General features: G+C 53.1%; 19 protein-coding genes. 8 read left to right on the top strand and 11 right to left on the bottom strand.

Annotated elements, in window-relative coordinates:
- Positions 1-361: 361 nt before the first annotated feature.
- A complete protein-coding gene (locus tag MKY74_RS13470; RefSeq protein ID WP_076168914.1) occupies positions 362-2,860 on the bottom strand; it encodes a glycosylhydrolase-like jelly roll fold domain-containing protein in 2,499 nt (832 codons plus the stop codon).
- Positions 2,861-3,196: 336 nt separating this feature from the next.
- Positions 3,197-3,574, bottom strand: a complete 378-nt coding sequence (locus tag MKY74_RS13465) for a nuclear transport factor 2 family protein (RefSeq protein ID WP_076168916.1) — start codon at positions 3,572-3,574, stop codon at positions 3,197-3,199.
- Positions 3,575-3,856: 282 nt separating this feature from the next.
- On the opposite strand from MKY74_RS13465, the gene MKY74_RS13460 reads away from it, so the two are divergent.
- Both MKY74_RS13460 and MKY74_RS13455 read left to right on the top strand, forming a co-directional pair.
- Positions 3,857-4,252, top strand: coding sequence for a nuclear transport factor 2 family protein (locus MKY74_RS13460; RefSeq protein ID WP_076168919.1), 396 nt, complete (start codon positions 3,857-3,859; stop codon positions 4,250-4,252).
- A 35-nt stretch (positions 4,253-4,287) separates the two neighbouring features.
- Positions 4,288-5,160, top strand: coding sequence for an NmrA family NAD(P)-binding protein (locus tag MKY74_RS13455; RefSeq protein ID WP_076168921.1), 873 nt, complete (start codon positions 4,288-4,290; stop codon positions 5,158-5,160).
- 187 nt (positions 5,161-5,347) lie between these two features.
- On the opposite strand, the gene MKY74_RS13450 is transcribed toward MKY74_RS13455, so the two are convergent.
- The 5 genes from MKY74_RS13450 to MKY74_RS13430 all read right to left on the bottom strand — a co-directional run bounded on the left by MKY74_RS13450 (position 5,348) and on the right by MKY74_RS13430 (position 11,257).
- On the bottom strand, positions 5,348-5,911 hold the full coding sequence (locus MKY74_RS13450; protein WP_208629257.1) for a VanZ family protein: 564 nt from the start codon (positions 5,909-5,911) through the stop codon (positions 5,348-5,350).
- A gap of 188 nt (positions 5,912-6,099) precedes the next feature.
- Positions 6,100-6,702 carry a TetR/AcrR family transcriptional regulator gene (locus MKY74_RS13445; protein WP_076168923.1) on the bottom strand — a complete coding sequence of 201 codons (603 nt, stop codon included), beginning with the start codon at positions 6,700-6,702 and terminating at the stop codon, positions 6,100-6,102.
- A 135-nt stretch (positions 6,703-6,837) separates the two neighbouring features.
- A complete protein-coding gene (locus tag MKY74_RS13440; protein WP_076168925.1) occupies positions 6,838-9,639 on the bottom strand; it encodes a glycoside hydrolase family 2 TIM barrel-domain containing protein in 2,802 nt (933 codons plus the stop codon).
- A gap of 205 nt (positions 9,640-9,844) precedes the next feature.
- Positions 9,845-10,780 (bottom strand): NAD(P)-dependent oxidoreductase, encoded by a 936-nt coding sequence (locus MKY74_RS13435; RefSeq protein ID WP_076168928.1) that lies wholly within the window; start codon positions 10,778-10,780, stop codon positions 9,845-9,847.
- 111 nt (positions 10,781-10,891) lie between these two features.
- Entirely contained in the window at positions 10,892-11,257 is a 366-nt protein-coding gene (locus tag MKY74_RS13430; protein WP_076168931.1) for a MerR family transcriptional regulator, read from the bottom strand.
- A 197-nt stretch (positions 11,258-11,454) separates the two neighbouring features.
- On the opposite strand from MKY74_RS13430, the gene MKY74_RS13425 reads away from it, so the two are divergent.
- The 4 genes from MKY74_RS13425 (at position 11,455) to MKY74_RS13410 (ending at position 15,606) form a co-directional block, all read left to right on the top strand.
- Positions 11,455-12,801 carry a cytochrome ubiquinol oxidase subunit I gene (locus MKY74_RS13425; protein ID WP_076168934.1) on the top strand — a complete coding sequence of 449 codons (1,347 nt, stop codon included), beginning with the start codon at positions 11,455-11,457 and terminating at the stop codon, positions 12,799-12,801.
- Positions 12,798-13,820: a cytochrome d ubiquinol oxidase subunit II gene (locus MKY74_RS13420; RefSeq protein ID WP_076168936.1), complete on the top strand. Its 1,023-nt coding sequence runs from the start codon at positions 12,798-12,800 to the stop codon at positions 13,818-13,820. The genes MKY74_RS13425 and MKY74_RS13420 overlap by 4 nt, the downstream gene beginning before the upstream one ends.
- 204 nt (positions 13,821-14,024) lie before the next feature.
- Positions 14,025-14,642, top strand: a complete 618-nt coding sequence (locus MKY74_RS13415; protein ID WP_076168939.1) for a hypothetical protein — start codon at positions 14,025-14,027, stop codon at positions 14,640-14,642.
- A gap of 259 nt (positions 14,643-14,901) precedes the next feature.
- Positions 14,902-15,606, top strand: coding sequence for a DUF421 domain-containing protein (locus tag MKY74_RS13410; RefSeq protein ID WP_076168942.1), 705 nt, complete (start codon positions 14,902-14,904; stop codon positions 15,604-15,606).
- Positions 15,607-15,810: 204 nt separating this feature from the next.
- Here MKY74_RS13410 and MKY74_RS13405 read toward each other — a convergent pair whose 3' ends face one another.
- The 4 genes from MKY74_RS13405 to MKY74_RS13390 all read right to left on the bottom strand — a co-directional run bounded on the left by MKY74_RS13405 (position 15,811) and on the right by MKY74_RS13390 (position 19,105).
- The gene (locus MKY74_RS13405) at positions 15,811-16,410 is read right to left on the bottom strand and encodes a short chain dehydrogenase (RefSeq protein WP_076168944.1); all 600 of its coding nucleotides are present in this window, start codon (positions 16,408-16,410) and stop codon (positions 15,811-15,813) included.
- A 232-nt stretch (positions 16,411-16,642) separates the two neighbouring features.
- Positions 16,643-17,077, bottom strand: coding sequence for a DUF1259 domain-containing protein (locus MKY74_RS13400; protein ID WP_076168947.1), 435 nt, complete (start codon positions 17,075-17,077; stop codon positions 16,643-16,645).
- A gap of 246 nt (positions 17,078-17,323) precedes the next feature.
- Positions 17,324-18,277: a D-2-hydroxyacid dehydrogenase family protein gene (locus MKY74_RS13395; protein WP_076168950.1), complete on the bottom strand. Its 954-nt coding sequence runs from the start codon at positions 18,275-18,277 to the stop codon at positions 17,324-17,326.
- 45 nt (positions 18,278-18,322) lie between these two features.
- Positions 18,323-19,105: a class I SAM-dependent methyltransferase gene (locus MKY74_RS13390; RefSeq protein ID WP_076169599.1), complete on the bottom strand. Its 783-nt coding sequence runs from the start codon at positions 19,103-19,105 to the stop codon at positions 18,323-18,325.
- Between the two features lie 227 nt (positions 19,106-19,332).
- On the opposite strand from MKY74_RS13390, the gene MKY74_RS13385 reads away from it, so the two are divergent.
- Both MKY74_RS13385 and sigJ read left to right on the top strand, forming a co-directional pair.
- Positions 19,333-19,998, top strand: coding sequence for an NAD(P)H-dependent oxidoreductase (locus MKY74_RS13385; protein ID WP_076168953.1), 666 nt, complete (start codon positions 19,333-19,335; stop codon positions 19,996-19,998).
- A 68-nt stretch (positions 19,999-20,066) separates the two neighbouring features.
- Complete coding sequence (gene sigJ, locus MKY74_RS13380) at positions 20,067-20,930, top strand: RNA polymerase sigma factor SigJ (RefSeq protein WP_076168956.1); 864 nt, start codon at positions 20,067-20,069, stop codon at positions 20,928-20,930.
- The last annotated feature ends 43 nt before the right edge of the window (positions 20,931-20,973 follow it).

Below are 20,973 nucleotides of genomic sequence, written 5' to 3'. Positions count from 1 at the left end.
CACGGTTTATGAATCTTTCTCATCATTTTCGCCATTTCGCAGAGTCCATATACTTGAGAATCGTCGTGCATCGTATGCGTCCGAGGATTGCCAAATACGAAAACTCCTCTTCGGGACGTCTGCACAGACGCTGTGCAGCCGCGGGAAGAGGAGCAGATTCTGCCGTTATTTTAGGTCGATCTCAATCGAAATGATGTCCCGGTTCAAACTCGAACCGCTGTGCCGCTTCGTCAAGCTGGCCGTCAAACGGGAAACGTCATCCGCTATCCCTTAACAGATCAGCCTGCAGCGAAGAGTTACCTTTCATATGGTGGTTCGACAACTTGCCGTCACGAACTCAGTTCTTCCTGCCAAAGAAATCTCAAGGATGCGGCACCTTCATCAGCTGTACCGGGCCAATCAACCCGGATGGGAAGGACTTGCCGTCGTAGCGGTTGGCCAGGCTGTTCGTGACAGACACGCGTAAGCGGTTCGTTTCAGAAAGCAGTCCCGATTCGGTCAAGTCAAAAACGTAAGGCTTCCACATTCGGACTCCCGCCTTCCTGCCGTTCACCTCGAGCTGGACGAACTCATGGGCATCGCCAAGATCCAGCAGGAGTTCTGCCCACGCGGACGGGTCTGCGAGTTCAAGGCTCCGCTCGTAAACAACCGTTCCCGAGAAGCGGTCCATCCCTTCCCAATGAGTCCATGACGACAGCGAAGAGAGCTCCCCGGTCCATGGACCATCCACCACCTGCCAGCCTTCCGACAGGTCCTCCACCGATACGTCCCCATCCCTCTTGCTCTTCGCCGGCTCCCCTGTGAAGCCTGTCCCTTGGTCATCCGAGGCCGGATTCACGGCAACGATGATGCATTCCCTGCGCTCTATACGCAAGTCGACGACCTGTCCATCCTCTTTTCGAACCGTCCTCGCCGCTTCGCATTCCCCCGTCCAAGGCCGCCAATATTCCGCCGCACCGGTGTGGTTGATCCGCAAGGCACCTTCGTATCCTTCTTCGCCCTCATTGACGATGACATAGAAACAGATATCGTTCTTCAGCACCCGGCTGATCCGAATCGCTTCCGCGGCGGGTTCGAGCCTATGCTTCAAGCCCAGCCTACGCCCCAGCGCTTCCGGAACCTCTTCGATTCGGCTTACCGCGATCTGGCTGATATGTGCGCTATCCTTGCCTTCCGGACTCCATTCGATGATCACCCCGCCCTGATCGGCAAACGTCCTCAGGAACTGAAGGCTGGACGGCGCAAGCCGCAGGGAATCCTCAATCAGGAGCGCTTTATACCGGTAACCGGCGATCGCAATCGTCCCGTCCTCTAACTCGCAGGAGGTGTTCAGCAGCGATTCCTCCAAGTAATTGAACTCGATCTGCTGCTCATACAGCGGCTTGACGATTTGCCAAGGCAGGTGTTTAGCCCCCGCCAGTACGGCGACCTCCGTTCCGTTCACGCCGCCTGTCATCATCCAGCTCATCCGCTTGATGTACCTTGCAAACCGGCCGTATTCCGGCCACCATATGTTATGAGGTCCGACATCCGGCGGACGCTCGTCCCTTCGCTCCCCGCGGATGGAGTAATAAAAGGCATGCGGGCTGATCAGATTGACACCCCGGACGAACAGCCAGTCCAGGTACCATTTCATATTGTCGGCGGTCAGCGACCAGCCGCCTTCGATTCCGCAGACGCCGAAGCACTCGTTCAGGTTTCTTCGTCTTCCCCTGTGGCGGGCGGCATCCGATGAGCACTTGCCCATGGTGCTGTGCACGCCGGTGAGCGACTTGCCGTCTTCGGGAGCGATGTACCTCCAGACGACATCCTGCCCGGGAATATGAAAATGCTCCAGCAGCCCAATGTCGTCACTTCCCGCCGGATGACCGGTAAGGCTGATACCATGCGCTTCGCACCAATCGGCGATCTGCTTATAATACGTGCGGCCCAGCCGGTTCCGGACCGCCGTTTCGTAGGCTTCGCGGACCGAAGCGGCAGAGTCTCCCGTCTCGAACCACAGCGCCGGTAAATCCTGCTCCCGAAAGCCGTTCTCGATAAGCTCGTTCAGGAAGCCGTTCGTCCATGGCTTCAGCCCCCTGATATGGCCGCGGCCGAGCAAATCAGGTTCGTCGGTGAAAAAGGCGAATACGGTCGTTCCAAAATAGCGATGCAGCCTTTGATAGTATCTTTCATGCGTTATCGTAATAAAGGTTCTCACCGCATCCGGATTCAGTAAATCAGCCGCTAATGGAGCGTCCGGCTCGCCATCGTCCTGTCCGGGATGAACCCCGCGGATGGTTCCCTGCGATGGAGTCTCGATGAACAATAAGACCGACCAATTTCCTTGTGCCGGCGGTGTGAACGACACGCCGTCGTTCTCACATTCGAGCATGAGTGCCGTTCCCAATTGGACCTCACCTGCAGACGGCTTGATAACAGCTTGGGCCGACACCAGCGTCTCCCCAGGGGACAGTGAGATGGGAACCCTGACGGGGCCTGATCCTTTATCGCATGTGATCTCCTGAAGCCGCAACCCCCGGCTGGCCAACGCGGGATTCTGCTGCACGACGAGTCCGCAGGCGGAGCCGGAAGGATACATCCCTTCATCATACAGAATGACCCGCATCCCCAGATCGGCGGCTTCCGATACGGCGGTTTCAACCAAGTCCATGTATTTCTCCGACAAATAAGGAATCTCTCTGGGCATTCCCATCCGCGGGTGAATGACGAAGCCTGCCACCTCTTTGGCATGAAAATCATGAATTTGGCAGATGATTTCCTCCTCAGACAGGGCATCGTTCCAAAACCAAAAAGGAATAGGGCTGAATTCCGCAGGCGGATCAGCAAACTGCTGTTTAAGATTTTCGATTTCCGTCATGAACTGCACCTCATTTTCACGTTGATCAGCAATCCATACCTGCAGAAATACGCATATGGAATTCTTTTTAGGAAGCGGTTTCAATTCAAACTACAACGATCTTACCGTCATGCAGTCGAAAGGACAATATTAAAATAGTGCGAAATCATATAATAATATGGACTTCAGGGCTGCGCCTCCCCAGAATATCACCTGGTTCCGGACGTGATAATAATCAAATTTTATGATTACCCGCTGTCGTGACTATCCCCGTGCATCCTTCTTCCCGGAAAAACGTAAAGCCGCCATACCGGGCAGCATGTGCTCCAGTACGGCGGCACCTATGCCAATACCGTATTACTTGATGACCATATCCCCCGGTCCCCAGTAGGCCTTCATCGAAGCGATGCTGCCTTGTTCGTCGAAGGTCATCACTTCAATGACCGGTATGGAAATGGTTTTCCCTTCAGCTGAGGTCGTAATCTGCAGCGCCATGGCTCCCGAATTGCCGTGAGATCCCCGTATGGGTCCCTCAAGCCGGATTCGGGTATTTCCATTAACCACCTTTTTGTAAAATTCAGCGATTGCGGATTTCCCTTCTACAGCCGGTGAACCGACCGGATCTTCCACGGTGGCTTCTTCCCCGAAAAGGGAAAGCACGCCTTCCACATCATCCTGATTGAAGCGGTCAATGTACTGTTTCATCACGGTTTTGATCACGTCTTCCTGCGGCATGGTTCCCCTCCTATGAACAGATTTTCATGGGTTATTTGCGATGCTCGCCCAAATGGTATTGTATACCTCCCTTCGTCCGTATGCCAATGGAGTGACCTTATTCATGAAAAGCTGAGATCGGCTCACCTGATAACAGGCGCCCTCTTTCTATCGTTTTTTCTTTTTTCGGACTATTTAGTCAAAATATTATTGACCATTTAGTCCGGAATTGTTATATTAGGTCCATACCTTTGGCGAATTGCTAAACAGGTCCAATCCACCGCAGAAAGCGAGGCATCTCAAATGGGCACGATTTCTTCCGCACAGGCAGAAACGATCATGCAATGGTTCACAGATCGTATTATGAACAAAGATTATGAAGGTTTTCTCGATTTGTTTGATGAGGATATCGTTTTCGAATTCCCTTACGCGCCTGAGGCGCTACCTCAATTTTTGAAGGGTAAAAGGGCTCTGAAGCAGCACCTGGATATGCTGGACACCCTGCTTGAGATTCGCTCTTTTACCAAACCGGTAATCCATGTTTCGGCGGAATCCCCGGTATTTATTGCCCAGTACGAAGGCAACGGGAACGTCTTCGCGGATGGCAAACCATATGAGCAGAAGTATATTTCTGTTGTAGAGGTTAAGAACGGAAAAATTGTCCGGTTTCAGGACTACTGGAACCCCTTAGCACTTTGATCATCACTCAAACGATAAAAAAAGGAGCTGTTCTTATGCATACCGATTCATCCAATCGCATTCTAATCACAGGAGGACAAGGAAAAACTTCCTCCCGTCTCGCCCAGCTTTTGATCAACCAAGGCTACTCCATCCGGACAGCCGGACGAAGCCCGTCCAACATGGAGAATGCCCTGGCAGACCATGCACGCTTTGACTGGTACGACGATTCCACCCACGAAGCAGCCCTGCAAGGTGTTGGTGCGATTTATCTCGTCGCCCCGACGGGCATGCACCCGGATAAAGTCATGATCCCTTTGATCCGCAAAGCACTGGACGCCTCCGTCCGCCGCTTCGTCCTGCTCTCCAGTGCGTCGATAACGGAGCATGGGCCCGTCTTCGGCCCCGTCCATCAGTACCTGAAAGAGCACGCGCCCGAATGGGCCGTGCTGCGGCCATCCTATTTCATGCAAAATTTTACGGAAGCCGGACATGGGCATACCATCCGCCAGCAGGGTCAAATGTTCACGGCGACCGGGGATGGCAAAGTCGGCTTCGTGGATGCGGAAGATATTTCAGCCGTCGCCTTCCATGCGCTGACGGACAAGGAACCGCACAATACGGAGCATATCATTACGGGGCCCGAATCACTCAGCTATGATGAAGCCGCAGCGATAATCAGCCGGCTTACAGGCCTGGCCGTCAAGCACAGCCGCATTACGGAAGAGCAGCTGGCGCAGTCGCTTACAGCCGCCGGTATTCCGAATGACTACGCTGAATTCCTGGCTGATCTGGATCGCCGTATTCGGACGGAAGGCGTGGAAGATCAGGTTACGGACACGGTACTGCGAGTAACCGGGCGGAATCCGCGGTCGCTGGATGAATTTATTCGGGACAACCGGTGCTGGCTGGAGAAGGCTTACGTCTGAGCAACGATGTATAGTTTCAGGCTGTTGATTAACCAATAAACGCTAGCAAAAGAATAGCTCGACTTTATTACGGTCATGGAGCGGGTTTACGGCAAAGAACGATTGGATCATAAGCAGAAGAACAATCCTTTGTCATAAGTCCGTTCCTTTTCCGTAAGGGACCATCTTGTTTATGCAATAAAGATATTCAGAGACGCAATCTCACCGCAAATAATAAATATAATAGAACGGGTAATCCTATTGCCGATAGTATTGTAATTGCAGTACGTACTTTTATCTTATCCCGTAATATAAACATTAAAAACGTATACCCTAAAACACCGACGAATCCACCCAAACCATTTAAAAGGATGTCATCAATGTCTGATGCTCCAATGCCTAAAAGGCCCTGAATGATTTCAATAAATAAACTTATTATTACTATGAATAGCAGATTGGTTGTTCTTTTATTGTTCTTAATTAACGACAAATAGGTGCCGAGAGGAATAAAGATAACGATATTGCCAACCACATTAGCAAAAGCGAATTTTTTTATCGTGGCAGAGTTGCTAAATATATAGTCCTTTATACTATGAAAAGGAATGAGATTGATCGACCTATCTATAGTCCTTTGACTATTAAACAAATCCACAAGCGAAACCCTTGACAAGAACAATAATTTACATAAAAAAAGGATGTAACAAATGAACACTGCATATAAAAAAGCTGTTTCCATTCTCCCTTGTTTATTCATCATACTTCCATTTTTCATTGTTTCCCGCCTATTCTCCAGTGTTCAGTTTACAACATTCGCATCGGCTTTGACTTTAAGCCGACCTAAAGTGTAAAACCATTTTACCACGCCTGTAATAGCTTTTTTACTCTTTAAGCAACATGAAGAAAGGCTATCCCCATGATCATGACCGATGACCACGGGATAGCCCTTTTTGCGCACCGCTTCTATTCTATATGACTACCACTTGGATTGACGACCGACAGCACGATCTTCATGATCCCCAACAGGTCCTGTTCGTCCATCCCCATCTTTGCCGCAACGACCAAGGATATCCGCTCATGCGCCAGAAATCGGGCCAACTCGCGGGTATTGGTTGCCGGATCGATCTCGCCCCGCTCCTTCCCTCGCTCCAGCATGCTGTAGAAAGCCTGCTCCACCTGTTCGGTGTTGGAGCGGATATAGGCGGCCAGCTCCTCGTCATGAGGCGCTTGCTCAATCGCGCTGCTGATGATAAAACACTCCCGGCGCAGCTCCGGGTCCGCCAGAGCGCTGATCATCGCCGTGAAAGCCAGCTTCACTTTATCAATAACCGCACCCGGCTGGTCCATTAATTCCAGCAAATCGCGATTTTTACGATCCATATAATATTTGACGGCCGTCACGAACAGGTCACGCTTCGTACCGTACGTGTCATACAAACTCTGGCGGGCGATGCCCAGCCCGGTTAACAGGTCCGGCAGTGTAGTGCCTTCATAGCCCCGGCTCCCGAAAACCTTCATCGCTTTATGCAGAACTTCATTCGTATCAAATGCTTTAGTTCTAGCCACGTTCAGCTCCCCTTTTCTCTCTCATCATAGGGCAAATTACGTGGAGCTGCAACGTCAGCGGCAGTTTTGCTCAACCAAACGTCCGTGTTTTCAACATCGTCCGGTTTGGATGGAGCCATCCTGAAGATCGTGAGCCTACAGGATAGCCTGAAGCTCGGAAGGCGCGAGCTCAACCTGCGGATCAAAGTCTTCCGATCGTACATATTCGATCAGGCTATGCAGGAACTGCTTGCCCTCCGGCGTATCAATCACCGCTTCCGTATTCAGCGGACAGACCAGAAGCCTGCCGGCGCCGACCCGGCACTCGAACAAGAGGCCCAGCTTATGGTTGCGCTCAAAATTGTCGATCGTCTGTACGATCGGCGACAAGGCTTGGGACAGATCGTCCAGAATGATCGGACGCGAGTGGGTCGCGATGCTCCACCAAGGATACGTCGAATGCGAGGCGCTTGGAAAATGCCGCAGTGCCTGATGCAAGTGATCGATCAGCAGTCCCATCGTACCGACAGGCACAGGCTTGTTCATGCTCTCCGATATCGACCGGAACATCGGGTAACACCAGAAATCCGTGCAGTACGTACCGTCTACGGCGGATTCCAGCCGGGCTGGGTCCGGCGTAAGCAGCAGAGACTCCCCCTGCGCAAGACGCGCCAGGACGCCTGGGTCCAGTGCGGTTACCCATTGCTCGGCTGATACATCGACAGTCACTCCCGCCGGGTAGAGCCAGAGCGGGTAGGTTTTACAGATATCCGTCCCGGTGATCGCAAGTGACAAAGTGACCTGTGTCATACCCGCAGGTTCCGGAACTACGAAGGAGATATCCCCGAAATCGACGTAGTTATCGTCTTTGGATGCTTCTGCAGCCAGCGTTCCTTCGGCCAGGATCGTCCCGCCTTCTGCAACGTTCCAGACGACCTCAGCCGTGTTTAGCGGTATGCCGCGGAAATAAGCCAGTTCGACGTGCGCGCCGAAACGCTCGCCGGCTGTAAAATGATATTTGTCAAAACGAGCCAGCAGCACGGCGTCGGAGCAGAACGTCCGCCACTCTTCCGGAGTCACCAAGCCCTTGCTGTCCATAAAAGCATCCAGCACACCCACGAGCGCCGTCCCTTGGCCGCTGAAATCCTGGAGATCCAACAGCTGAAACCCTGCCAGCCGGCGGGACCGGAAAGCAGCTTCCAGCTCCTCCTTATAGCAGTCTACCGCCAGCTGCCCGGAGTTCCAAAAGTAAGCCTCCGCCAAATGGCCGAGCCCCTTGTCCTCGAGCCGTTTCCGGAACGTTTCGAAATTGCGGGCTTTGAGGGGACCTGTGTATTTCTCGATCTCGGCAAAATTCGGGAAGGTGGCATACTGTCCGATCTCGTGCGAAACGACCGGAATGCGGGGGATCAATTGTTCTTCTACGGCCGACGCCTGCACGGTCTTCGTACCTGTGCCGTACTGGATCTGGATGCTGTTCCCGGATCCTTCCTCCGGTCCTTTACCCAAGATGGACGGCTGGATCTGCTCGTCATAATCTTTCCGGGTGCTTGGCATGTCCGTCTGCACATGGCCCTGCGGCGCGTCGCACATGGCGTAGGAGCCGCGGAAGAGACGATCCCGCGAGAAGCGGACGCCGCAGAAAAAATCCTCCTCCGGGAGAATGTCCGGCACGAACTGGAAGTTGTTCGAGCCTTGCGTATACAAGGGGCGGTCATCGAACGCTTTGTAAGCGGCAAGGATCTCACTGAGGCGCGACTTGCTCCCCCACAACTCGTTCCCGAGCGACATCATGACAAAAGACGGATGATTGCCGAAGCTCTCCAGCATGGAGAACCCTTCCTGGATCAGGTATTCCTGTTCGGCGGCGTTATGATTCGGATCGGATTCGTCGGTGACGGTTCCCCAGAACGGCAGCTCCGGCTCCATATAGATCCCCAGCAGATCGGCCGCGGTAAAAGCAGCTTCCGGCGGACAGCAGGTATGGAAGCGATAATGGTTGATGCCGTACGATTTGGCAATGGTAAGCACCCGCAGCCATTCGTCAACGGTCGTCGGCGCATAGCCTGTCAACGGAAAAATGAGGCCGTCATGCTTCCCGCGCAGAAAGGTCCGGGTTCCGTTAACCGTAAACTTATCGCCGTCAGCCTGGAATGACCGCAGTCCGAATACGATTTCGGTCACGTCCAGCAGCGTTCCCTCCTCGTCCTCCAGACGAAGGTTCAGCTTGTACAGGTAGGGATCGAACTCGCTCCACAGTCTGGCTTCTTCACCGAGCGGGTATGTGATAACGACCTCGCGATCATCGGAAAGGCTGAACGTTTGCGCCTCCGGCCGATGCTCGGAATCGCCGTTGAATCCGGATGCTGACACGACCAGCTTGTCTGCAGAAATGCCCACGCGGCGCGCCTTGACGGTGACCGACCGGCTTGCTGCATCCGGATAGACCTGGACATTTTGCAGGTAACGCTGGCCCGTAAATTGCAGCTCGATCCGTCCGGTGATGCCGTTCCAGTTCGTCTGGGTATCCGGGGATGTAAGATGGCCGCCTTTGGTGGGGTAGTTCGTGTTGTCGACGCGAATGAGCATCGTATGCGTCCCTGCCGTCAGTCCTCCGGAGATCTCGTACACGTGGGGGGTGCTCAGACTGTTACGGCTGCCCAATTCCTCACCGTCGATCCAAACAGTTGTCACACGCGTACGCTCCAGGTAAAGGAAGCAGGGTAACCCCACGAGTGATGCGTCCACTTCAAACGTCCGTGAAAACCAGGCATAGCCTTCAAAACGATACTCATCCGTCAGCGAGCCGATCTCTGCGGCTTCGTTCCGCTCCCCTTTTCGGGCATGCGATGTCGTGCCCGGGAGCGCCATCGTATCGGCGAACGGCGTTTGCAATCCGGACTTCTCCCCATCTAATTGGAGTTCCCAAATTCCGGCTAGATTTAATGTAGTAAGCAAATGATAACCTCCTTGAGATCGTTACGCTGCATGCAGCGTTATATGTAAGACAAACTCTCGTTCTCCTGCTCTTTCCGAGCTACGAAAACGTATTCTGAAAAATTGAATAAAGTATACCCCTAGACCTTGACGAAGGTCAATCGGCTTCTCAGTTACAGTACAAAAAAGCCTGAACTCCAAAAGAGTCAGGCTTCGGTATTGCGGGTCATGTGTTTCGCACTTTGGCTGCTTTGAACGTTTCGATCAGGCTGGTAAAGCTGTTCCCGGCATATCCTTGGTCCATTCCCCGCCTGAAAATCTGGAGAACGGCAGCCGGTAAAGCAGCATCAATCCCCGCATCTTCGGCAGTGTGCACGACATGCTGGACGCTCGCCATACCCATGGCCAGTCTGTCCACATCGCCGGGATGCAGCCCTTCGTCAAGGCGAGGCGTATAGAACGCGATGAAGCCCGGCAGCGACGACAGGGTCGCTGAAGCATACGGCAGAAGCTGTTCCGCCGAAATGCCGTTTGCTTCAGCCAGCGCAAGCGCATGCAGATAGCTGAGCATGGATGTCCAGAACATGTCCATTTGGATCTGGTAATACACCATGGAAAGTCCGGGATCCTCTCCTCTGTAATCGGTGCCGGTCAGCACCTTCAGCGTCTCCTTATAGACCTCAAACGCCTCCCTTGGCCCGCTGTAATACGTATAGGATCCGGATTGGCCGATCCCTGAAGGAGGAACTTGCACGCCGCCTGTGACGAGACGGGCGGCGCGGTCCGCTAGCCACTCCGCCGCCTTACGGGCGTTCGCCGGCGTGTCCGAGCTCAAGTTGACGATCGTTTTGCCTGCCAATTGCTCTGAGGCCGGTTCAAAAATAGTGTACATGGCGTCGTAATCGGTGAGGCTGAGTATCGTGAGCTCATTCGCATCCAAAGCTCCGCCCACCGTCTCGGCCCGGACGGCACCTTGCCGGACAAGCTCTTCCACCTTGCCGGGGGTCCGGTTCCACAAGGTCACGGCATAGCCGCGATCCAGCAGTACGCGCGCCATCGCCTGTCCCATCGGGCCGAGTCCGATGAGGGTGACTGATTTGGAAGGGCCGGCCGCATACGAATCGCCAGCTTGACGGTTGTCTTTTGGAAAGCCTGTATTCATAGGTAATACTCCCTTCATCACGAGATTAAGCCCATCATAAAGGTTTACACTAGTGTCAATGTCAACATAAAAAAACCGGAGCATGCTTCCGGCGCTCCAGTGCTGTTTTGGCTATACGATGTTCTTTTTCCCGTTGGTGAAGGCGATTTGCCTTTCCAGTAATGTTTTCAGCCCGTGCAAGGCTTCGATCTGCTCATTTACCTGCTGCAGCTTTCCCTCATACGTGGCCAGCATCTCCTCGCAATATTCATAACCGTCAGGATCGGCCACTTCCGTTCTGAATAACGCTTTGATCTCTTCAACCGTCAATCCCAGCTTCAAGTACAGCTGGATCGCTTTGACCCGCCCGACGGCCGATTCTGGGAAATCCCGGTAATCGTTATCCAGTCTGTCGGCGATTAGGAGACCTTGATTTTCGTAATGACGGATCGAGCGGGCACTGACATGGGTTAATTGCGACAATTCGCTGATTTTCACTCCGGGTCGCCCCTTTCCTAATCATCTTATCTTCATTATACAGTCAGGATGGTTACAGCCACAATCCATTGTCCCCGCCTGCTTACTCTCTGTTCCGGCCGCTTTACGCTCTTGGCGTTATTTATCTGCGCAGGAATACTTTGGATAACCTTGGTTCACAATAAGATGCGACTTTACGCTCAGAACGGAGGCTTCTTATGGATAACGTTATGCTGGCACGGTCACTGTTCGGATCGTCCATGGCGTTTCATATCATCTTTGCGACACTCGGGGTAGGCATCCCCTTCATGATCGTCATCGCGGAAATTTTGTACCAGGTGAAAAAGGAAAAGGACTACGCCACGCTCGCCAAACGCTGGACCAAAGGCCTCGCCATTCTCCTTGGTGTCGCCATTCCGTCGGGAACCCTGGTCGGCGTGATGCTGTCCCTCTTGTGGCCCGGCTTTATGGAAATCGTCGGCCAAGTGATCGCGCTTCCCTTCCAGATTGAGATCTGGGCCTTTTTCCTCGAGGCGCTGTTCATGTCCATCTATGTCTACGCAGCGGATCGGCTTCCGGGAACACTGCGGATTCTGAGCGTCATCTTCGTTGCGATCGGATCGAGCATGTCCGCCGTGCTCATTACCGACGCTCACGCCTGGATGAACACGCCCAGCGGCTTCCGGATGGAAGACGGCCGGGTGTTTGACGTCCATCCATGGGCGGCCGTGTTCAACCCGAGCCTGCCGACGACGGCCATGCATGTCCTGCTGTCGGCCTATATGACCGGCGCATTTGCGGTCGCTTCGGTAGCCGCCTATAAGCTGCTAAAGCGCGGATCGTCGGACCGCGAGCGGTCCTATCACCAGAAGAGCCTGTTCCTGGGACTGCTCATCGGCGGGATCATTTCGCTCATGACGGCGCTTAGCGGCCACGAAACTGCACAAATGCTGCATGAGCATCAGCCCGAAAAGCTGGCGGCGGCCGAGGGGCTCTTTGAGACCCAAGCCTATGCGCCGCTCGCGATCGGCGGTGTCACCGATAAAGAAACCCGCAGTATTAAAGGCGCCATCGAAATTCCGTGGGCGCTCAGCTTTCTGGCGGGCAACCGGTTCGACACGGTGGTGAAGGGTCTGAACGATTTTCCGGAGGATCAGTGGCCTCCGCTGATCATTCATACGCTGTTCAACGTCATGGTCGGGATCGGCACGCTGCTAATCCTCGCATCGGCCTTTACGGTCGGTCTGCGGCTGCTGACCAAGCGCCCCTATCCGAGGTGGCTGCTGTCCGCCCTGCTGCTGGCCGGCCCGCTGTCCATGATCGGCATTGAAACGGGCTGGGTGTTCAGCTGTACGGGGCGTCAGCCGTGGACGATCTACCATATGCAGACGACGGCGTCGGCCGCGACGAAGGCGCAGCATCTCGGTTCGCTGTTTGTCCTTTTCCTTGGCCTGTATGTTTTTCTGCTCATCGTCACGGCCGTGGTGATGTACTACTATTTCAAACGGCATCCGGTCACCTTCGACGAAGTGGAGGGCGTAAACGGAGAGGGGAGAAGCCTATGAGCGACACGCAGCTTGCAATCACCATTCTCTGGTGCTTTATTTTCATCTATTCCATCGCCGGTTCCATCGACTTCGGCGCAGGCTTCTGGTCCATGGTGTTCAGCAGACGGAATCCGCATGCGGCCGACATCGCGAATCGCTTCCTGTCCCCTTCCTGGGAAGTGACCAACGTCTTCCTCGTCCTGCTCGTGGTCGCGCTGGTCGGCTTTTTTCCCCGGGCCGCTTATGTCCTGGGCACACTCCTGCTTGTGCCAGTGAGCCTGGTGCTCGTCCTGCTGCTGTTTCGGAGCGCGTTCATCGTCTATTCGTACTCTGTCCAGAAGCATGAACTGGCGCTCCGGATCGTGTCCGGCGTCACCGGACTGCTGATCCCCGGTCTGCTCGTCAGCGTGCTGCCGATTTCGCTCGGCGGATTTATTCACATGAGCCAGGGGTTTCCCCAGCTCGAGTTCGGGAAGCTGCTGACCAGCGCTACGCTGTACGCCCACGTCGGCTTCGGCATTCTGACCGAGCTGTTCCTGTCCGCCTTGTTCCTGTCCGACTACGGCCGGGAAGCCGGCGACGAACAGGTCTCGCAGCACTATCGCTCCATCGCGGTCGTTCTGGGGCCGCTGGCGCTGGCGATGGCCGTCTTGGCGACGTTTACGATGGTTCCGGAAGCGTTATGGATCGTAGCCCGGATGCAGGAGCAGTCGATGTGGTTCTTGCTGTCGGTCGTCGCTTTTGCCATCGGGTACGGTACACTGTGGATCCGCCGGAAAAACGGCAGAAAAGGCTGGCTGCGCCTGTCCGTCGTCGCCGTGATTCTGCAGTTTGCCCTGGCGAGCTACGCCTACGGGAGAGCGCATATGCCCTACATCGTACACCCTGACCTGACCGTGGAAGCCGGTTTTACGAACCACTCGATGTTCGTGTCGCTGCTCTGGGGCTACGGCTTCGGCACCGTCATTCTGCTGCCGGCGTTTATTTTGTTCTGGTGGTTATTCCTGAAGGACAAGCGGTACTTGCGGACAAAATAATACGATCTGAAGAAGCTGACCGGCGCCCATTGCCGGCCGGCTTCTTTTGCATGGCATACTGCCGAAACATGGCGGCGTTTGAGCATAGGGAAATTGATGACAACTGTCATATCAAAGTCATGACAACCGTGAATACCGGGAGTTTCGGTCCTTTTGATATGATGAATCCAGTGAAGATCATATCCATTCGGAGGAGTTAACATTATGAAAAAACCATCTGGCACCATCCATAGTTCCGCCATACGCGGAACGGCAAGCGGCGTTTTTTTTATGGCCTTATTCGGTACGCTGTGGGCGTATACCGGCATCATGGGATTGCAGGAGTTCGCAGCTCCTTTGTGGTTAGCCGCAGCTGTCGCCATTGGGGTTGTGCTGTTCATCGGAGGTGCCTCGCTGATCCGTGGGTCGCGGAAGATCAAGGATCAAAGCTCAGTAACTGATGCAAGGCCCGGCAAACGGATCGCCATCCTTTTCAATATCGTCTTTGCGGCAGAAGGTGCCGCAATCGCCATTGCGGTTGCCGTCTGCAATGCCGCCGGCCGCACGGCGTTGATCCCCATCGTGACCGCTCTGATTGTCGGAATTCACTTTTTTCCGCTGGCCTTTTTGTTCCGGGTCAAGTTTTACCATCTAACCGGGGCGTTACTGTGTCTGCTCGCGCTCGCAACACTGTTGTTCCTGCCTGTGGAGGCCAGCTTTGGCGCGGCTCACATCAATGCTTATATGTCCGTTGTCGGCCTTGGGTCCGCCCTGATCCTGTGGGGAACTGGCACTGTCATATGGTTCATGGGAAAAAGATTGCTGAAGGTAAGCAAACTGTAACATCTGTCTTTCATTCCGCCACTCGCCGCATTAGAAAAACGCCGATCGACGAATCTTCAAGGAAAGCAGGCTGCACTTAGCGGAAGCTTTCCTTGCGATATCGGAAATCCAAGTCTCAGATGCTGCTTATCCTGGAACCGGCCAAATGCCGGTTCTTTTGTGTTACTGTCCTGCTTGAAACGTCGATAGTAAATATCGGGCGCAATATGGGCATACATAGAATGTATTCCAAAATAGAAACCGCTGCGAGGTTAATGATATGCCGGAAATTCATTTAGGGCCCGTAACCCTCAAACTAATCGTCGGATTTTTTTTATTGTTCGTGATCGTGAGATTTGCCGGAAGAAAAATCATCAAACAAATTACGCCCTTCACCTTCATCGCCTCCATCGTGTTTGGAGAACTGCTCGGGAACGCCTTGTATGAACCGAAAGTCGGGCTGTCTTATATCATCTATTCCATCTGCCTGTGGGGAGTGCTGCTTGTCATTATCGAATACCTGGGGCAAAAATCGCTGTTTTTCCGGGGGATATTTGAGGGCAAGCCTTCTGCATTGATCAAAAACGGCGTCCTAGATCTTCAGGCGCTGAAGAAAAACCGGATGAACATAAACCAGCTGCAAAGCTTGCTCCGCCAGAGCGAAACCTTCTCGATTCGGGAGGTCGCCTTCTGCTATTTGGAGGCCGACGGCTCCCTCAGTATTTTAAAAAAGTCCCGGTATCAGAAAACGACCGGGGAGGATTTGAATCTGCCTGACAAACCGGTTTACGTTCCCGTAACGATCATCCGCGACGGGAAAGTATTGTGGGACGAAATCAAGGATCTCGGATTTGACGAATCCTGGTTGAGAGCACAGCTGGAACCGTATCACATAACCGATTATAAAGACGTTCTGATCGCCGAATGGCAGGAAGGGGACGGTATTTACGTCCAAACCTATGACAAAGACGCTAGTGGCAGATAGGACCTGGGGTTCCATCATTCGATTTACCAACCTTCGGATCCTGTAGAGGATAGCAGAACGAGGAACTGCATAAAAAGAGCCAGTCGCTGGATATCCTCCAACCACTGGCTCTGCATATCTGCCAAAGCTCTTGTTCGCTGACAGCTACATTCGTTAGCCTGGCTTCAACTTTACGGATAACAATATTCGTCCGGTCGTCTTACTTCAATAGACCGTATAAGTTTGTCCGGTCTGGGCACCTTCCACACTTTTCCGGAACGCTAAGGCAGCTCTTCTAGCAGGTATAGGCTCAAAGCCCGGGAAATAAGGACCATAGGTATCCATGGACTCCTCCAGTACGTTCGGGCTGACGTTGTTGATCCGGATTCCTCTTGGCATTTCAATGGCTGCCGACTGTACGAAGGCTTTGATGGCGCCGCCCGCCATCGCGGATGAGATTCCGCCCACAATGGGACTGTCCATAATAATACCGGTGGTCAGGGTAAAGCTTCCTTGATCATTTACATGGTCCAACCCCAGCAGCACGAGGTTGATTTGTCCTTTCAGCTTCCCTAAGACCGCGATTTCATTACGTTCCGGTGTTAATTCCTCCAGCGGACCGAAGTAAGCTTGTCCAGCGGTGCAGATCACCGCATCGACCTTGCCGACGGCATCATACATGGCGATGATGCTATCAGGTACCGACATATCGACGGTGACGTCAGCCCCTTTGCGTCCGGCCGTAATGATCTCATGGCTCTGCTCCAATTCATGGCGAACCGCCGTTCCAAGCGTACCCATTGCGCCGACGATCAATATTTTCATGTTCGAACCCTCCTACGCCAGCTTGCTGTTTGGCAAGCTCATATCATTGAACAAACACAAGAAATTTTAACACAATAGGAGAATTCCCATCAATGTGGGCTGATAACACTTCGCGGGAAGCCTGTACACATCGGGACGTGACCTCTTCGGACTATTAATTGATATTGTGATGATCGCTTCTGAGCAGAGACAAAAAAAGATCCGCCTTTGGCGGACCTTTTTGACCTGTTGATTATTTTTTAATCATTACAGGCCGAACCGTTTTCGTTGTCAGGACATCGAGCGCATCCCGAACGTCTCTTGCGAAAGTTAACGGTTTCGCATTTTTTTCGAAGTGAATATACCAAATATTAGGGTTTGTAAACAACCAGTGGTTATGCAGCGCGGTTACCTTGATACCATGACTGCGAAGTCGGGAAATAAAAGGATTGATTTCTGCGGTTAAAATAACGGTTTCGCCAAGGCACAAGGCTTTCCCGTCACGGCCAATGTTTTCAAAGGAAAAAGCCTGCGGGATGGCCAGAAATGATTTGGTTCTCTTACCTAAAATCCTTGGCTTAATGTTGTTTCTGACCGATGAAGCCGTACAAACACCGTTAATAACCTGCGGAGTCGCCTTCAAAATGGAAGCGAATTGTCTACAAAGCGGACTAGGACTAACTGCCATCTGTTCATTCCTCCAATCTTGTAATATACCAACATACTATGAAGAGAAGAGAAAGAGAGGAAAGGCGAATATGAACGATTAATAGACTATTTTTTAAATGCTAGATTGATTCCCCCTCCCATTGAACTGCTTATATGGGTTAATGCATGAACAGCGGTATGTCCTTGCAAGGACATACTCGATGTTTACCACACAAAAAAGCCCCCTAACGGGGGCTTAGCTTATTGGCATATGGGTTGAATATCGTTACCCAATCACATTCACAGGCGAGCCTTTCAGGTACGCATCGATCGCCTCGACGATGCCGCGGAAGTAGGCGCGGTAGGTCGCTTCGGTAACGTAACCGATATGCGGCGTGGCCAGCACGTTCGGCATCGTCCGGAGCGGGTCGTCTATAGGCAGCGGCTCCTGCTCGAATACGTCCAGGCCGGCACCCGCGATCTTACCGCTGCGCAAAGCTTCGATCAAAGCCTCACGGTCAACGATCGGTGCCCGCGAGGTGTTGATGAGGTAAGCGGACGGACGCATGAGTCCAAGCTCCCGCGCGCCGATCAACCCTCTCGTGCGGTCACTGAGCACGACATGGATGGAGACGAAATCGCTGCTCTCCAGCAGCTCGTCCTTCGACGATGCGAGCTTCACCCCCGCGGCGGCGGCTTTGTCGGCGGTCAAGTTCTGGCTCCAGGCCGTAACCTCCATGCCGAACGCCTGCCCGATGCGCGCGATGTTGCTTCCGATATGGCCGAGGCCGAGCAGCCCTAACCGCTTGCCGAGCAGGTCTACACCGATCGTGCTCTGCCAGGCTCCGCCGCTGCGCAGCGCTTCGTTCTCTTGTACCAGCCTTCTTGCGAGCCCGAGAATGAGCGCCCAGGTCAGCTCCGTCGTCCCCTCGCCGCCTCCTTGCGTCCCGCATACGACGACGCCTCGTTCCGCAGCCGCGGCCAGATCGACCGAGGCGTTGCGCATACCTGTCGTGACCAGCAGCTTCAGGCGCGGCAGACGCCGGAACAGCGATTCCCGGAACGGCGTCCGCTCCCTCATGATGACGACGATCTCGCAATCTTCGATCGCAGCAGCCAGCTCCTCTTCGTCATCGAAATGATGATCGAATACACGGAGCTCGACGTGCTCCGCGACGGCCGACCAGTCCGTCATCGATAAGGCAACCCGTTGATAATCGTCCAGAATTGCACATTTCATTATCCGTTATTTCCCCTTCCCGATTTTGGTTAGTCCAAGCTCTGCTTACTCCACCCGGACAGCCTGAATATAGACGGATTCTCCGGAAAAGCTGGAAAGCCTGCCGTTTTCATCAGAAAATATCGAGAAAAACCGGCGTACATCTTCTGCAGACTGCAGCATCTTGTTCTCTAAAGCCTCTCTCTCCACTTGCGGGAGTCCGGCCCGCTCGCACCAATCCTGAAACCGGAACGGTTTCGGGAAGCAGACGGCCATCTCAATGCGGAAGCCGGTGCTTTCGAGCAGATGAATCCACTCCGATTTCTTCCATGCCCGGACATGGCTCGGGTCCCGTAACTTTTCTATATCATTATAAAATTGATCCAAAGGGTCCTGCTCGGGAGCTGCGTTGTCTATGAAGAGCAGTTTCCCTCCAGGTTTGGCAACCCGCAGAGCCTCGGCGGCAAACGCCGGTACATCCGTGAAATGATGCGCGGCGATCCGGCAGGTCACCAGATCGAAGGATTCATCTTCAAAAGGCAGCTGCTCCGCGTCTCCCGTTATGTAGCTAACGTTCGTATGTCCATTTCCGCCGATAAAGCGTTCTGCTGCCGCGAGCATGTCACGGGTTAAATCACAGGCCGTTACATGCCGAACCAGCGGGGCAAGCGCATTGGCCACATGTCCTCCCCCTGTTGCGATATCAAGCACATTCATATTCGCATTGGCTTTGGCACATGACACGAGCCAGGCCAGATCCTCGCCTTTGGCATGGATTGCGCTCGTCACGTACTTATCCGCATTCCGGGAAAACTGCTGCTTTACCTGGTTTTTCCTCGACTCGTCCATCATAGACTCTCCCCCTTAAATCATCATCAGCTTCCGAATCGAATTGTCCACGGTCGTCGTCCGTTTGTTTCACAGGATGAAACAACATATCACTTGTTGATACACGATTAAATTTAACACAGGACTTCCGCATTGTAAATGAACCAAGAGTCGCGTTTGAGCAGCGGTCACAAATGCCAGCCTTATCTCGTTATATGTGTAAACCCACGAAAGAAGGTTGATCCCATATGATCGCAGCGGTGAATAAAAAAGAAGAAATTTTAAAGGCTTTTCAATTCAGACATGCTTGCCATGTATTTGATAGCAGCCAAAAAATCCCGGATGAAGACTTCCGCTTTATTTTGGAGGCAGGTAGATTGTCTCCGAGTTCGGTTGGCCTTGAGCCTTGGAAGTTTGTCGTGATTCAGGATGCGGCGCTCCGCGAAAAGTTAAAACCTGTCACGGGCGGTGCCCTGGGACAGTTGCCTACGGCGAGCCATTTTGTTGTGATTTTGGCCAGACAAGACTTAAGGCATGATTCGGCTCATGTCATGAAAATGCTGAAAGACATCCAGCATATGCCTGAAGAAGTGGTGCAGCGGGTTTCCGGGTTCTATAAAACCTTCATCGAAACGGAGCTCGAAAATAATGACCGCCTCCTGTTTGAATGGGCATGCAGACAAACGTATATCGCACTGGCCAACATGATGACAGCCGCGGCTCAAATCGGCATTGATTCCAGTCCCATCGAAGGTTTTGATAAAAAGCAGGTGACCTCTATTTTACAAAATGAAGGTATCATCGGAGCTGGCGATTTCGGCGTATCCTGTATGGTTGCTTTCGGATACCGGCAAGAGGACCCCAAACGTCCAAAAGCAAGGCAGTGCCTCGATGAGATCGTCGAGTGGCGGTAAGGGTTGTGTAAAAGTCCTGATTCCTTTAAGGTGAAAATAGAAATTCAGCTGCGGAAGGAGCAAGTCGGATGCAGGATCTTTACAAGCAGTACAAGAAGCTGTTATTCAAGCTTGCTTATCAATTGACGGGTTCGGTTTCCGATGCGGAAGACGCCGTGCAGGATGTTTTTGTGAAGGTACATGATGTCCCACGGGAACGTTTAACGCAGCCCAAGGCTTTTTTGTGCAAAATGGTCACGAACCACTGTAAAGATATGATGAAATCGGCACGAAAACAAAGGGAGGAATATTATGGAGAATGGCTTCCCGAGCCTTTTCTCATGTTAAACGACGATTCAACGGAAGCATTGGAAAGAGATGATCTCCTCTCTTATGGAATGCTTGTTCTGCTGGAAAACCTGACGACCTCCGAGCGTGCCGTGTTCATCCTACGCGAAGCGCTGGGCTTCAATTACAACGAGATCGCCGAGCTTATGGAAAAAAGCGAAGTGAGCTGCCGGAAACTGTTCAGCCGTGCAAGCGCCAAGATGGGCCGGATCGCCGATGAGCCCGTTCAGATCCACCCTGAGAGCCAGCAGTGGGTTCATGGATTTATGGGAGCGCTCAAGAAAGGGAACATGGATCAGCTTTTATCGCTGCTGGACCAAGATGTCGTGCTGGTTGCCGACGGTGGCGGCAAAGTGGTTGCAACGGTCCATCCGGTTGTCTCCAGGGAACGGGTTGGCCGCTACCTTCTCGGCGGTATGCGTAAAGCAGCCATGTTTGGAGAAGGAACGACTGTCGAAATGGGGGAAGTCAATGGAGAAGCTGCCATACTGATGCGTTCGGAAGACAGCGCAGTCAATGGAGTGCTGCTCTTTCACTTCGAAGATGGGAAGATCCACAACATCTATATTGTTCGAAACCCCGACAAGCTGGGGCATATTTTCTAGCGTACGAACTCAGCACCGGTCATCCAAAAAAGTCATAGCCACG

This window comes from Paenibacillus sp. FSL R5-0378 (assembly GCF_038009285.1).
Lineage (GTDB): Bacteria > Bacillota > Bacilli > Paenibacillales > Paenibacillaceae > Paenibacillus_AQ > Paenibacillus_AQ favisporus.
The sequence above is the reverse complement of the archived record's forward strand: the minus strand, read 5'-3'. Positions and strand labels throughout refer to the sequence as shown.

What these genes read in the sequence shown, in the direction of transcription:
- MKY74_RS13470 (WP_076168914.1), bottom strand. Translation starts at nt 2,860, where the DNA reads ATGACGGAAATCGAAAATCTTAAACAGCAGTTTGCTGATCCGCCTGCG.
- MKY74_RS13465 (WP_076168916.1), bottom strand. Translation starts at nt 3,574, where the DNA reads ATGCCGCAGGAAGACGTGATCAAAACCGTGATGAAACAGTACATTGAC.
- MKY74_RS13460 (WP_076168919.1), top strand. Translation starts at nt 3,857, where the DNA reads ATGGGCACGATTTCTTCCGCACAGGCAGAAACGATCATGCAATGGTTC.
- MKY74_RS13455 (WP_076168921.1), top strand. Translation starts at nt 4,288, where the DNA reads ATGCATACCGATTCATCCAATCGCATTCTAATCACAGGAGGACAAGGA.
- MKY74_RS13450 (WP_208629257.1), bottom strand. Translation starts at nt 5,911, where the DNA reads ATGAAAAATGGAAGTATGATGAATAAACAAGGGAGAATGGAAACAGCT.
- MKY74_RS13435 (WP_076168928.1), bottom strand. Translation starts at nt 10,780, where the DNA reads ATGAATACAGGCTTTCCAAAAGACAACCGTCAAGCTGGCGATTCGTAT.
- MKY74_RS13425 (WP_076168934.1), top strand. Translation starts at nt 11,455, where the DNA reads ATGGATAACGTTATGCTGGCACGGTCACTGTTCGGATCGTCCATGGCG.
- MKY74_RS13420 (WP_076168936.1), top strand. Translation starts at nt 12,798, where the DNA reads ATGAGCGACACGCAGCTTGCAATCACCATTCTCTGGTGCTTTATTTTC.
- MKY74_RS13415 (WP_076168939.1), top strand. Translation starts at nt 14,025, where the DNA reads ATGAAAAAACCATCTGGCACCATCCATAGTTCCGCCATACGCGGAACG.
- MKY74_RS13410 (WP_076168942.1), top strand. Translation starts at nt 14,902, where the DNA reads ATGCCGGAAATTCATTTAGGGCCCGTAACCCTCAAACTAATCGTCGGA.
- MKY74_RS13405 (WP_076168944.1), bottom strand. Translation starts at nt 16,410, where the DNA reads ATGAAAATATTGATCGTCGGCGCAATGGGTACGCTTGGAACGGCGGTT.
- MKY74_RS13400 (WP_076168947.1), bottom strand. Translation starts at nt 17,077, where the DNA reads ATGGCAGTTAGTCCTAGTCCGCTTTGTAGACAATTCGCTTCCATTTTG.
- MKY74_RS13395 (WP_076168950.1), bottom strand. Translation starts at nt 18,277, where the DNA reads ATGAAATGTGCAATTCTGGACGATTATCAACGGGTTGCCTTATCGATG.
- MKY74_RS13390 (WP_076169599.1), bottom strand. Translation starts at nt 19,105, where the DNA reads ATGGACGAGTCGAGGAAAAACCAGGTAAAGCAGCAGTTTTCCCGGAAT.
- MKY74_RS13385 (WP_076168953.1), top strand. Translation starts at nt 19,333, where the DNA reads ATGATCGCAGCGGTGAATAAAAAAGAAGAAATTTTAAAGGCTTTTCAA.
- sigJ (WP_076168956.1), top strand. Translation starts at nt 20,067, where the DNA reads ATGCAGGATCTTTACAAGCAGTACAAGAAGCTGTTATTCAAGCTTGCT.